Annotated in this window: 10 protein-coding genes; 5 read left to right on the plus strand and 5 right to left on the minus strand. The window is 56.5% G+C overall.

The window, feature by feature from the left end; translation table 11 throughout:
* Window positions 1–68: 68 nt before the first annotated feature.
* Genes LQ945_RS11075 through LQ945_RS24850 form a run of 3 tightly spaced genes read right to left on the minus strand, consistent with a single transcriptional unit; the run spans window position 69 to window position 3,467 of the window.
* Window positions 69–1,361, minus strand: a complete 1,293-nt coding sequence (locus LQ945_RS11075; protein ID WP_046372520.1) for a maltoporin — start codon at window positions 1,359–1,361, stop codon at window positions 69–71.
* Window positions 1,362–1,393: 32 nt separating this feature from the next.
* Entirely contained in the window at window positions 1,394–2,503 is a 1,110-nt protein-coding gene (malK, locus tag LQ945_RS11080) for a maltose/maltodextrin ABC transporter ATP-binding protein MalK (protein ID WP_020837178.1), read from the minus strand.
* Window positions 2,496–3,467 (minus strand): alpha-amylase family glycosyl hydrolase, encoded by a 972-nt coding sequence (locus LQ945_RS24850; protein WP_044553815.1) that lies wholly within the window; start codon window positions 3,465–3,467, stop codon window positions 2,496–2,498. Before LQ945_RS24850 ends, malK begins: the two co-directional genes overlap by 8 nt.
* 358 nt (window positions 3,468–3,825) lie before the next feature.
* On the opposite strand from LQ945_RS24850, the gene malE reads away from it, so the two are divergent.
* The 3 genes from malE to malG all read left to right on the plus strand — a co-directional run bounded on the left by malE (window position 3,826) and on the right by malG (window position 7,562).
* Window positions 3,826–5,019: a maltose/maltodextrin ABC transporter substrate-binding protein MalE gene (gene malE / locus LQ945_RS11095; RefSeq protein WP_020837180.1), complete on the plus strand. Its 1,194-nt coding sequence runs from the start codon at window positions 3,826–3,828 to the stop codon at window positions 5,017–5,019.
* A 63-nt stretch (window positions 5,020–5,082) separates the two neighbouring features.
* Entirely contained in the window at window positions 5,083–6,660 is a 1,578-nt protein-coding gene (gene malF / locus LQ945_RS11100; protein WP_270102877.1) for a maltose ABC transporter permease MalF, read from the plus strand.
* An 11-nt stretch (window positions 6,661–6,671) separates the two neighbouring features.
* On the plus strand, window positions 6,672–7,562 hold the full coding sequence (gene malG, locus LQ945_RS11105; protein WP_020837182.1) for a maltose ABC transporter permease MalG: 891 nt from the start codon (window positions 6,672–6,674) through the stop codon (window positions 7,560–7,562).
* Window positions 7,563–7,670: 108 nt separating this feature from the next.
* Here the strand turns inward: malG and psiE are convergent, their stop codons facing one another.
* Window positions 7,671–8,078 carry a phosphate-starvation-inducible protein PsiE gene (gene psiE / locus LQ945_RS11110; protein ID WP_020837183.1) on the minus strand — a complete coding sequence of 136 codons (408 nt, stop codon included), beginning with the start codon at window positions 8,076–8,078 and terminating at the stop codon, window positions 7,671–7,673.
* Between the two features lie 221 nt (window positions 8,079–8,299).
* Here psiE and LQ945_RS11115 point away from each other — a divergent pair, with 221 nt between their 5' ends.
* Entirely contained in the window at window positions 8,300–9,733 is a 1,434-nt protein-coding gene (locus LQ945_RS11115; protein WP_182824851.1) for a capsule assembly Wzi family protein, read from the plus strand.
* Window positions 9,734–9,796: 63 nt separating this feature from the next.
* On the opposite strand, the gene pgi is transcribed toward LQ945_RS11115, so the two are convergent.
* Window positions 9,797–11,443, minus strand: coding sequence for a glucose-6-phosphate isomerase (pgi, locus tag LQ945_RS11120; protein WP_270102878.1), 1,647 nt, complete (start codon window positions 11,441–11,443; stop codon window positions 9,797–9,799).
* Between the two features lie 273 nt (window positions 11,444–11,716).
* Here pgi and LQ945_RS11125 point away from each other — a divergent pair, with 273 nt between their 5' ends.
* A complete protein-coding gene (locus LQ945_RS11125; protein ID WP_044553823.1) occupies window positions 11,717–13,525 on the plus strand; it encodes a cation:proton antiporter in 1,809 nt (602 codons plus the stop codon).
* Window positions 13,526–13,546 lie beyond the last annotated feature (21 nt).

Genomic DNA, 13,546 nt, shown 5'->3' on the forward strand with positions numbered 1-13,546 from the left:
CTCAGGCAAGAGAGACGACGCCGGCGAATACAGGCTGGGGAGAGCACCTGGCCCTCCCCGTTATCTCATTACCACCAGATTTCCATCTGGGCGCCGAAGGTGACTTCGTCGTCATTGCCGCGGCTGAAGGTGTGCAGGCTGGTGTCGTTGTACGCGGTGCCCGAGGTGTAACCGGCACCGGAATCGTTATTGGCGTAGCCCCACTTCTCATCCCACTTGGCGTAGGTCGCGAATACGCGGATGGCCGGACGTGACCAGATGCTGTTGCCCGCTTGCCACTGTTGCGCCAGGGTCACTTTGTACTGACCGTTGCGATCGCCGGTGCGCTGGGATTTCACGTTGTCGTAACCGGCTTCCAGCAGGGTGCTCATGATTGGCGTCCATTTGTACATTGGACGCACGCCCACGGTGTACCAGGTGGTGCCGTTATTGTTGTCACGATCGACATCCTGGAACATGCCGACGTACATCAGCGCCCATTGATCGTTGAAGTCGATGGCACCGTGATCCAGCACGCGGATCATCTTGCCGTTGTTGTCGATGGTCGAGCCTTGGTTGCGGCCGTTGTTCTGCGAAGTCATGGAGTCGGTGGCGTATTGCACCACAAACTTGTTGTAGCCGGTCAGGATGCTCTGGGTATGTTCCGCGGTGAACATCCAGCCGTCTTTGCTGGCGCCGTCAGCCAAATGGTAACCGTCCTGAGTGTTGGCGCGACCGTAGTCCACGCCCAACTCCAGGGTGCCGCCCGGGTTCAACTCCAGGCCGGCCAAGCGCACGTCGAAGGTGTCGTTGACGGTCGGACGTTGATCCCACTCGTTATCCAGATAACCGTAAGAGCCGCCGGATTCTGAGTTGCGGGTCACGGCAGCAGACAGCTTGCCGAAGCCCAGATCGATATTTTCCAGGCCGGCACCCGGACCGGAGATATCCCAGTAGTAGAAGTCAATCATGTGAACATCATGACGCTGATAGAAACGCTTACCGGCCCACATGTTGGCCCCCGGCAACCATTCAATCAGGTTTTTACCCTGCACATTCACTTCACGGAAGCCTGGCGTCACGTCTTCCCAGTCGGAACGTTGTGAAACGGAGTAAGCCAGGTTGGTATCGAAGTAGAAGCTTTTATCGCCTTCTTTCCACACTTCCTGTCCCAGTTTCAGCTCGGCGTAGGTCTCGCATTCGTTGCCGAGACGGTACTTGCTGCCGGCACCGGTAGCCTGGAAACACTGTTGCTCGCCGCCACTGCCGGTCCAGCCGATGCCGGAACGGGCGTAGCCTTTAAAATCAACGGCCATCGCCTGAGTGGTCAGAACACCAGCGGCGATTGCCAGTGCCAGAGGAAGTTTGCGCAGAGTAGTCATCATTATTCTCCTGTTATACAGACTGTGATGCTTTAAACGCCCGGCTCCTGGTGCAGCCGTTTACATGCCGTACCGTCCTCACGGAACAGATGGCAACGGTGAGGCGGCAAGCCTATGGCGAATGTTGCACCTTCTTCTACCAGCACCACGTCGTTCTGGCGGTAAACCAGGTTTTGACGAATTGCCGGGATTTGGATGTGGATTTGCGTCTCGTTACCGAGTTGCTCCACCACCTGTACGTCACCCGTAAGCAGTACTTCGGAGGCATCACTGGGCAGCAGATGCTCCGGGCGAATGCCCAGAGACATGTTGGTACCGGGCTGAACGTCGGTGCCTTCCACCGGCAACCACACCAACTGGCGGTTAGGCAGCTCGACCTGGACCTGTTGCGGCTCTGCGGCGGTCACTTTGACCGGCAGGAAGTTCATTTTCGGCGAGCCGATAAAGCCGGCGACAAAGCGGTTGGCCGGATAGTGATACAGCTCCAGCGGCTTGCCGACCTGGGCGACACGCCCGGCGTCCAACACCACGATCTTGTCGGCCAGCGTCATCGCTTCCACCTGATCGTGCGTCACGTAAATCATGGTGCGCTGCAGACGCTTGTGCAGACGCGAAATCTCAATGCGCATCTGCACCCGCAGCGCGGCGTCGAGGTTCGACAAAGGTTCGTCGAGCAAGAACACGTCCGGTTCCGCCACCAGCGTACGGCCGATCGCCACCCGCTGACGCTGCCCGCCGGACAGCGCTTTAGGCCGCCGGTCGAGCAGGTGAGCCAGTTGCAGCACTTCCGACACCTGATTCACCCGCTGGCTGATTTCCGCTTTCTTGGCACCGGCCAGCTTCAGGCCGAACGACATGTTGTCGGCCACCGACAGGTGCGGATACAGCGCATAGGACTGGAACACCATGCCAATGCCGCGCTCGGAAGGCGGCACCTCATTCATGCGTTTATCACCGATCATCAGGTCGCCAGAGGTGATGTCCTCCAGCCCGGCAATCATGCGCAGCAGCGTCGATTTGCCGCAGCCCGACGGCCCGACAAACACCACAAACTCACCGTCATCTATCGTCAGATTGACGTCTTTGGAAATCACAGCTTCGCCGAAGGCCTTATAAACGCTGCGCAATGTGACGCTAGCCATGCGTTACTCCCCTGCTTTCGCAGTTAACATTTCGTGTAAAAATGGCGGACGCAAAACCCGCCAAAACCCATTGATGACCCTCTTGCTGCGCACCGTGCTGCCATGCCAGTGGCAAGGTCGCCTCAGACGGTGCGGCCGCCTGAGTATAAGGCTGCAGGTTAATCAGCGCTTCAAGGCATTGATCCTGATGGGTAATAAGTAAACGAACCACGCCGTTATGCTGGCTGACCACGCTCAGTTCGCCCCGCTGGATCACCGGCAAGCGGCGCAGCGCCAACAGGGATTGGCAGTAACGCAAGGTGGATTGGTGATCCTGCTGCTGGCGGCTGATGGCCAGCGCACGATGTTCGATGGCCACCTGTTGGTACCAGTGGATCTCACCGTCGGTCACCTGTTCCGGCGCTTCATGCCAGGGCATCGGCGTTTGTGCACCCAGCGGATCCTGCAGGCCGGCGGCATGTGGCAGGCCCAATTCTTCGCCCTGATACAGGCAGATGGGCGCAGGCAACATCGCCAGCAGCGTCAAAAAGGCGTCGGCCGAACGCAGATTACCCTGGCCCCAATGGCTAACGACTCGCGGTTGATCCGCATCACCGGTGCTCCACAGGCTGTCTGCCAGGGTGGCGCGGCGCGCATTCAACACCTCAATCAGTTTCTCTACGCTGAAGGGCACCACCTCCAGCGCCAATGGGCTACGAAGGTACTGCTGCGACGCGGCGGCGCGGCGAATGTGATACGGCCCGTCGCAATACCACAGCGCCAGACCCTGTGCGGCGACCGCCGCCCCCTCTTGCTCCGCCAATGCCTGCGGCAGGACCAGGCCGTCTATCGACAGCTGGTTCAGGTAGGGTAGCGCCGCAATCATGCCGTGAGCATCACCCACACCGTCCCCGTTTCCATCACGGAAACTGACCGGGTGGATCCGGTACAGGGTTGGCTGAGTGACGGTAGGCATTGGCGACATAAATCCGGTTCCCTGCTGCACGTGGCGATAAAATCAATGTGGCCGATAGTGCGGTAATCCCCACAAAGGGTAATCATCCGTAACAGGATTTTTCATGGGGGAGGAGATGGGAGGATGAGAGAACGACCACGGGGACGAGAAGTTCCACGCTTAAGACAAATCTGTGATCTGCCTGGCAAAAATCGTCCCCCTATTTTGTGTCTGACACCACAGAATAGGGAGCAATGTTAACTGGATCACACTACGCAGGCGTGGGGCGTAGAGGGGGGGAGGATGAGAATGTGTCGCTTTGTGACCCACTATTACCGCGAAACCTCTCTCCTTGACTTACGTGCCCACAAAAAAGAAGGATTGGATTATGACTCGCAGCTTTACCACCGCCCGCACACTGGTGCTTTCGGCTCTGACCACCTTGGTGCTTTCCTCTTCCGCCTTCGCCAAGATCGAGGAAGGGAAGCTGGTTATCTGGATCAACGGCGATAAAGGCTATAACGGCCTGGCCGAAGTCGGCAAAAAATTTGAAAAAGACACCGGCATCAAAGTGACCATCGAACATCCGGACAAGCTGGAAGAGAAATACCCGCAGGTGGCTGCCACCGGCGACGGCCCGGACATCATCTTCTGGGCCCATGATCGCTTTGGCGGCTACGCACAGTCCGGCCTGCTGGCAGAAATTCATCCTTCCAAAGCTTTCCAGGACAAGCTGTTCCCGTTCACCTGGGACGCAGTGCGCTACGACGGTAAGCTGATCGGCTACCCGATCGCCGTAGAAGCGCTGTCGCTGATTTACAACAAAGACCTGATCAAGCAGGCGCCAAAAACCTGGGAAGAGATCCCGGCGCTGGACAAAGAACTGCGCGCCAAAGGCAAAAGCGCCATCATGTGGAACCTGCAAGAACCCTACTTCACCTGGCCGATTATCGCCGCCGATGGCGGTTATGCCTTCAAGTATGAAAATGGCAAATACAACATCAAGGACGTTGGCGTCGCCAACGCCGGTTCGCAGGCCGGTCTGCAGTTCATCGTCGATCTGGTGAAAAACAAGCAGATCAACGCCGATACCGATTACTCCATTGCTGAAGCCGCCTTCAATAAGGGCCAAACCGCCATGACCATCAACGGTCCATGGGCCTGGTCAAACATCGAGCAAAGCAAAATCAACTACGGCGTCACCCTGCTGCCGACCTTTAAAGGCAAGCCGTCCAAACCTTTCGTTGGCGTGCTGACCGCCGGGATCAACGCCGCAAGCCCGAACAAAGAGCTGGCTACCGAATTCCTGGAAAACTATCTGTTGACCAACGAAGGCCTGGCCGACGTCAACAAGGACAAACCGCTCGGTGCGGTGGCCCTGAAGTCCTACCAGGAACAACTGGCGAAGGATCCGAAAATCGCCGCCACCATGGAAAACTCACAAAACGGCGAAATCATGCCTAATATCCCGCAGATGAGCGCCTTCTGGTACGCCGAACGCAGCGCGGTAATCAACGCCGTCAGCGGCCGTCAGACGGTGAAAGCCGCGTTGGATGATGTGCAGACCCGTATCACCAAGTAACACACAACGTTGTGCGGGGTGCGAATCAGCGCCCCGCTGTGGCTTCACAGAAAGGAACGCCCTATGCAATTAGCTCACGCCGGGTCGCCTGCGCGCAAAAAGTCGAAGTGGTGGCAGAGTGACGTACTGAAATGGCTGGTCATCGGCCTGTTCAGCCTGGTTACCTGCTATCTGATTGTGTTGATGTATGCACAGGGTGAATACCTGTTTGCCATTCTGACGCTGATACTGGTCAGCGCCGGGCTTTACGTCTTCGCCAATCGCCGGGCTTACGCCTGGCGCTACGTTTATCCGGGCATCGCCGGCATGGGGCTGTTTGTCCTGTTTCCGCTGATTTGCACCATCGCCATCGCCTTTACCAACTACAGCAGCACCAACCAGCTCACCTTTGAACGCGCTCAGTCGGTGCTGATGCAGCGCCAGTTCCAAACCGGCAAAACCTTCACCTTCGGGCTGTATCCGGCAGAAAATCAACGTTGGCGCCTGCAGTTAACCCCCCCTGACAGTGACCAAAAACTGATTTCCGAACCGTTCAGCTTTGACGCCAGTGCGCCGCAAACGCTGAAACTGACGGAGGAAAGCGCAGAACCGGCCGGCGAACGCGCCACGCTGCGAGTGATCACGCAAAATCGTCAGGCGCTGAGCCAACTGGTGGCATTACTCCCGGACGGCGGCGAGCTGCGCATGAGCTCTCTGCGCCAGTTTTCCGGCACCACCCCGCTCTACGCGCTGGATAAGGACAGCAATACGCTGACCGACCAACAAACCCATATTCAATACCGGCCGAACCCGGACATTGGTTTCTATCAGGCGGTAAATGCCGAGGGCAACTGGGCCAAAGAGACCCTGAGCCCGGGTTATACCGTCACCATCGGATGGAAAAACTTCCTGCGCGTGCTGCAGGACGAAGGGATCAAGAAGCCGTTCGTGTCGATTTTTATCTGGACCATCGTGTTCTCGGTCATGACCGTGATCCTCACCGTGGCGGTGGGTTTGGTGCTGGCCTGCGTGGTGCAGTGGGAAGCGCTGAAAGGCAAAGCGGTTTATCGCGTGATGCTGATACTGCCTTACGCGGTGCCGTCGTTTATTTCGATACTGATTTTCAAAGGGTTGTTCAACCAAAGCTTCGGTGAAATCAACATGATGCTCAGCCACCTGTTTGGCATCAAACCGGCCTGGTTCAGCGACCCTATCACCGCCAAAAGCATGATTTTGATCGTCAACACCTGGTTGGGCTATCCCTACATGATGATCCTGTGCATGGGGCTGCTGAAGGCAATACCCGACGATCTGTACGAGGCCTCGGCAATGGACGGCGCCACCCCGATGCAGAACTTCTTCCGCATCACGCTGCCGCTGCTGATCAAACCGCTGACGCCGCTGATGATCGCCAGCTTCGCCTTTAACTTTAATAACTTTGTCCTGATTCAGCTGTTGACCAACGGCGGGCCGGACATGATTGGCACCACCACGCCGGCCGGTTATACCGACCTGCTGGTCAGCTATACCTACCGCATCGCCTTCGAAGGCGGCGGCGGGCAGGACTTCGGACTGGCAGCCGCCATTGCCACGCTGATCTTCCTGCTGGTGGGCGCCCTGGCGATCCTGAATCTGAAAGCCAGCAAGATGAACTTCGACTAGGGAGAAAAATAATGGCCATGGTCCAACCCAAATCCCAGCGCCTGCGCCTGTGGATGACCCATATTCTGATGCTGTGCTTTATCGCCCTGATCATGTTCCCGCTGCTGATGGTGGTGACCATCTCGCTGCGTTCCGGCAACTTCGCCACCGGCAGCCTGATACCGGAACAGATTTCCTGGGACCACTGGCGCTTGGCGCTCGGCATGAGCGTGACCCACGCAGACGGCAGCGTTACCCCACCGCCGTTCCCGGTGCTGCTGTGGCTGTGGAACTCAATCAAGATCGCGGTGATCACCGCGATCGGCATCGTCACGCTGTCCACCACCTGCGCCTACGCCTTTGCCCGCATGCGTTTTCGCGGCAAGAGCACGCTGCTGAAAAGCATGCTGATTTTCCAGATGTTCCCGGCGGTGCTGTCGCTGGTGGCGTTGTACGCCTTGTTCGATCGCCTGGGCCAATACATTCCGTTTATCGGCCTGAACACCCACGGCGGCGTGATCTTCGCTTACATGGGCGGGATCGCCCTGCACGTCTGGACGATCAAAGGCTATTTCGAAACCATCGATAACTCGCTGGAGGAGGCGGCGGCGTTGGACGGCGCCAGCCCTTGGCAGGCGTTCCGCCTGGTGCTGTTGCCGCTGTCGGTACCGATCCTGGCGGTAGTGTTTATTCTGTCGTTTATCGCGGCTATCACCGAAGTGCCGGTGGCCTCGCTGTTGCTACGTGACGTCAACAGCTACACGCTGGCGGTGGGTATGCAGCAATATCTGAATCCGCAAAACTACTTATGGGGCGACTTTGCCGCAGCGGCGGTGCTGTCGGCGATCCCGATTACCGCCGTATTCTTGCTGGCGCAGCGCTGGCTGGTCGGAGGCCTGACGGCTGGCGGGGTGAAAGGTTAGAGTTTCTCGGGCTCGACATGCAGAGCCCCTATTGCGCTTGATGTACTTCAGTTCTTTCCGATCAATACCTGTGTCTTTGGCGGCCTCCGGCCGCCATTTTTATTTCTGCTATTCCCGTTTTAAGCGGTCGGTATTAGCCAGGTAAAGTGTCACCACCAGTAACAATATCGCGGCGGAATAAATTAGCGTATCGATTGGGTTTTCATGATCCACAATGATTAAACGGATGATTGCGGTGATGCCAATGTAAATAAAGTAACGCAACGGGAAGTGATAACCCGACTCAAAATACTTCACAATCAAGGCAATAAACTCAAAGTAGAGGAAATAAATCACTATCCCCTCAATCAGCAGATAGGACGTCGACTCCTCGTTGTTGACAAACAGCACTTTCGCCAAATGAATGGTTTCTTTCACCAAAAAGACGATCAGGATCGCCGCCAGCAGCAGCAGCCCAACGTTCAGCACCCGTTGCAGCCCTTTGGCCACCATCACGGAGCGGGAGGTTTTTGCCATAGTTATTCCCCATAAAACTCATTGAAATTATCCGCGCATCCTAACATAGGCATTATCTTAAAAATTAACATCCGTATAAAACCAAGAAAAAATAAATATTATTCAATAAGTTATATTTAAATGTTTCACATGGATATATTTGTAGCAAATTGAAATGTCAACTATGATGGGTCATAGATCTTTACATAAAACAAACAACTCGAATTAACAAGGGAATATTTATGCGCGCTAAGCTTAACGGACTGGTCGCCGCAGGCCTGTTTACCTGTGCATTAACCGGCCATGCCAGCGGATTGGTAACCCCTGATAATGACCTGCGCAACGACCTTGCCTGGTTGTCGGATCGCGGCGTCATCAACGTCAGCCTGTCCACCTGGCCACTGAGCCAGGAAGAGATCAGCTCGGTCATTTCTCAAGCCAAACCGGTAACCAATACCGAGAAAAACGTCATCGACCGCGTTCAACGCCGCGTCGGTGAACTGAAAGCCAATATCCGCGTCAGTGGCTACGCCGCCACCGACAAACCGGGTACGCCTCAGGGATTCGGTCAAAGCCAATATGCTGACCAAAGCCTGACCGTCGGCGCCGGCGCCAACGGCGAATTCTGGGACGTGCGTCTCCAGGGTTCAGTCGAAGGCGATCAACGCGTCAGCGACGGTTCCAAATTCAACCTCAACGGCTCCTACGGCGCGGTGAAAATCTGGAACCAGTGGCTGTCCTTCGGTGAGGTTTCCCAGTGGTGGGGGCCTGGTTACGACGGCAGCCTGATCCGTTCCGACGCCGCACGCCCGGTTGCCGGCTTTATGCTGCAGCGCGCCGACCAATCGCCGTTTGAAACCCCTTGGCTGTCGTGGATTGGCCGTTGGCAGTACCAACTGACGGCAGGTCAGCTGTCGCAGTACACCGCCGTGCCTGACACCAAGCTGATTGGCGGCCGCTTTACCATGATGCCGACCAACTTCCTCGAGCTGGGTGCCTCGCGTATCATGATGTGGGGCGGTAGCGGTCGCCCACAATCCTGGAGTTCATTCTGGGATGGCGTAACCGGTAACGACAACACTGGCGATCCAAAAAACGATCCGGGCAACCAACTGGGCGGGTTTGACTTCAAGTTAAAACTGCAACCGTTGATTGGCCTGCCGGTCAGCTTCTACGGCCAGATCACCGGTGAGGATGAAGCGGGTATGCTGCCATCACACAATGGCTATCTGTTAGGTCTGGAAGGCCACCCTGAATGGGGTCCAACCACCATTAACTGGCATATTGAAGGGGCTGATACCCGCTCTAATGGCAAGTCTGATAATGTCATGTATCGCCACTACGTTTATAAAGATGGCTACTATCAGCAAGGCTACCCGCTGGGCCACGCCATGGGCGGCGACGGCCAAATGCTGTCCGGCCGCGTAGAGATGGTGCTGGACGATGGCCAACGCTGGAGCACCCGTCTGGTGTACGCCAAAGTGAATCCGAACAGCCAAACAGTGAACAAGGCGTTCCCGAAATCCGACACGCTGAAAGGTATTCAACTGGGTTGGGGCTACAATTTCGATTCGCAGGTCAAGTTTGATACCAGCCTGTGGTACACCGACAACAATGCCAGCACCGCCGATGACGTAGGCGCAGGCATCAGTTTCGAAGTGCCAATCAATCTGTAATTCCTTCAGACGTAAAAAAACCCGCCGCGGCGGGTTTTTTATTGGCATTCATTCAGACGGCAATTAACGCCATGCTTTGAAGCGGTTGATCAGCGCATTGGTTGAGCTGTCGTGGCTGCTGACCGCTTCATCACCCGCCAGTTCCGGCAGGATACGGTTAGCCAGCTGTTTGCCCAGCTCCACGCCCCACTGGTCGAAGGTGAAGATATTGAGGATCGCGCCCTGAGTGAAAATCTTGTGTTCATACAGGGCAATCAGGCTGCCCAGGCTGAACGGCGTAATCTCACGCAGCAGGATGGAGTTGGTTGGGCGGTTACCTTCAAACACCTTGAACGGCGCCACGTGCTTAACCTCGTCCGGCGTTTTGCCCTGGGCGGCGAATTCTTCTTCTACCACTTCCAGCGATTTACCGAATGCCAGAGCTTCGGTCTGCGCGAAGAAGTTCGACAGCAGTTTGGCATGGTGGTCGCTCAGCGGGTTATGGCTGATGGCCGGCGCGATAAAGTCGCAAGGCACCAGTTTGGTCCCCTGGTGGATCAGTTGGTAAAACGCGTGCTGCCCGTTAGTGCCCGGCTCGCCCCAGATGATTGGACCGGTCTGGTAGTCCACCGGATTGCCGTTGCGATCGACATATTTACCGTTGGATTCCATGTTGCCCTGCTGGAAGTAAGCGGCAAAACGGTGCATGTACTGGTCGTACGGCAGGATAGCTTCGGTTTCTGCACCGAAGAAGTTGTTGTACCAGATACCGATCAACGCCAGCAGCACCGGCAGGTTTTTCTCCGCCGGCGTTTGCGCGAAGTGTTGGTCCATCGCGTGCGCGCCGCTCAGCAGCTGTTCAAAATTCTCGTAGCCCACTGACAGGGCGATAGACAGGCCAATCGCCGACCACAGGGAATAACGCCCGCCGACCCAGTCCCAGAACTCGAACATGTTAGCGGTGTCGATACCGAACTCACCAACCGCCTTGCCGTTGGTGGACAGCGCCGCGAAGTGTTTCGCCACGTGTTTTTGGTCACCGGCGGTGCTCAGGAACCAGTCGCGCGCGCTGTGGGCGTTGGTCATGGTTTCCTGGGTGGTGAAGGTTTTGGACGCCACCAGGAACAGGGTGGTTTCCGGGTTCAGCGGTTTGAGCGTTTCGGCGATATGGGTGCCGTCAACGTTGGAGACGAAGTGCATGTTCAGGTGATTTTTGTACGGGCGCAGTGCCTCGGTAGCCATATAAGGACCGAGATCTGAACCGCCAATACCGATATTTACCACGTCAGTAATCGCTTTGCCGGTATAGCCTTTCCAGTCACCGCCAATCACGCGGTCACAGAACTGTTTCATTTTGGCCAGCACCGCATTCACTTCCGGCATCACATCTTTGCCATCAACGATGATTGGGCTGTTGCTGCGGTTACGCAGGGCGATATGCAGCACCGCACGGTCTTCAGTCCGGTTGATTTTCTCGCCGGCGAACATGGATTTGATCGCGCTTTGCAGATCGGTCTCTTTCGCCAGCGCCTGCAGCTTCTCCAGGGTTTCCGCCGTGATGCGGTTTTTAGAGTAGTCCACCAGCATCTGGTCGTTGAAGGTGGCGGAAAACTTGGAGAAACGCTCTTTGTCCTGAGCAAACAGATCGCCGATCTGTACGTCTTTCATCTGTTCAAAATGTTGCTGCAGGGCTTGCCAAGCAGCGGTTTGACTAGGATTGATATTTTTCATAGCAACACTCTTAGGCTTGAGAATAAATGTGACGTGGTTGACCGATTGTAGCCTGTTCGACCGTGATTATGATCTCTTTTCTTGCGATAGGCGCTAACTGTCAATTGCCGCCGCATCGTTTCAGCACTTCCCCTATACTTTTGGATAACAGCCTGTTATCAGGGTTGCTTAACTGTCACTAAACTGTGTCAGGTTATCACCACGTTAATGACGTAATTAGGCTAAGGATGCGCGGCCAGCCAGGCTGCGGTGTGAACGACGAAGGACATGACTATGGAATTATCTGCCCCATTGATGTTGGTGGTGATTGGATTGAGTTCATTGCTGGCGCAGTGGCTCGCCTGGGTGTTGCGCCTGCCGGCCATTTTGCCGTTGCTGGTGTTTGGCATCGTGCTGGGACCGGTGGTGCATTGGGTTCAGCCGGACGCGTTGTTCGGCGATTTGTTGTTCCCGCTGGTGTCGCTGTCGGTCGCCATTATTCTGTTTGAAGGGGCGCTAACGCTGCGGGTCGAGGAAATACGCGGCCTCGGCGGCGTGGTGCGCAATCTGGTGACCATTGGCATGCTGATGACCTTCCTGGTGATCGGCGTGGCCTGCTGGTGGCTGCTGGACTTTCCACCGGAGTTGGCGGCGCTGATCGGCGCGGTCACGGTGGTCACCGGACCAACGGTGATTGCCCCGTTAATGCGCGTGGTGCGTCCGAATGCCAATATCAACCAGGTACTGCGCTGGGAAGGCATCGTTATCGACCCGGTCGGCGCCATTTTTACCCTGCTGGTGTTCGAATTTATCGTACTGAAACAGCATTCAGAATCTTACACCCACCTGTTCTGGACGCTGGGCATTACCGCCGCCGTCGGTCTGGTGGCTGGCGCGCTGTTCGGCTATTTACTGGGCCTGGCGCTGCGCCGCGTCTGGCTGCCGCGCTACCTGCAAAACCTGGCGGTATTGGCGATCATGCTCACCGCCTTTGGCGTGTCCAATGCCATCGCCGATGAATCAGGGCTGCTGACCGTTACCGTGATGGGCATTTGGCTGGCCAATATGCGCGATGTGGATACCAGCGACATTCTGGCGTTCAAGGAAGAGCTGTCGGCGATCCTGATTTCGGCGCTGTTTATCATTTTGGCGGCACGGCTCGACGTTCAGGCCTTGTGGAACATGGGCTGGCCGTTACTGGGCCTGTTGCTGGTGGTGCAGTTCGTCGCCCGCCCGCTGTGTATTGCGGTATCAACCTGGCGCTCTTCCCTGCACTGGCGCGATCGCCTGCTGCTATGCTGGATCGCTCCACGTGGCATCGTCGCCGCGGCGGTCAGCTCGCTGTTTGCCCTGACGCTGCAGCGCAGCGGTTATCCGGGCGCCGATCGGTTGGTAACCGTGGTGTTCGCCGTGATCATCGGCACCGTGGTACTGCAAAGCCTGACCAGCGGCATGATGGCGCGTTGGCTGCGGGTACAGCAGCAAAAACCGCGGGGGGTGCTGATTGTCGGCGCCAATAGCGTCGCGCGTATGCTGGCACAGGCGTTGATGAAGTTGAATATCCCGGTGCTCGTTACCGACAGCAGTTGGGAATATTATCGCCAGGCGCGTATGGACGGCATCCCCGCCTATTATGGCCATGCTTACTCTGAACATGCCGAAAACTACCTCGATCTTAGCGACACCGCGCAAGTACTGGCGCTCTCCCCCAACCGCCACCAAAATGCTTTGGCGGTCTATCACTTCGGCCATATTTTTGGCGAAGGGCAGGTGTTCGCCATCCGTTCTGGTGCCCCGCTGAAAGGTCGCGGCAACAGTGCGGAAAGTTCGCGTTTCCGCCGGCATGAGATCCTGTTCAATCAAGAGGCCACCTACGGTCGGCTAAGCAGCCTGATTGCCCAGGGCGCCACCATCAAGGCCACCAAGCTGAACGAGAACTTCGGTTGGTTGGAATATATAGAGAAAAACCATAGTGTTATTCCGCTTTTCAGCCAGCGGGAAGACGGCACGCTGCAGCCGATCGGCGCCGGTTTCGTCCCGGCAATGCCCTGTACGCTGATTGCACTGGTACAAGATGAAAATCCCTCAACTTCCGGACGTTGACAGCGGCACGATATCGGGCTA

It is taken from the genome of Serratia liquefaciens, from assembly GCF_027594825.1.
Lineage (GTDB): Bacteria > Pseudomonadota > Gammaproteobacteria > Enterobacterales > Enterobacteriaceae > Serratia > Serratia liquefaciens_A.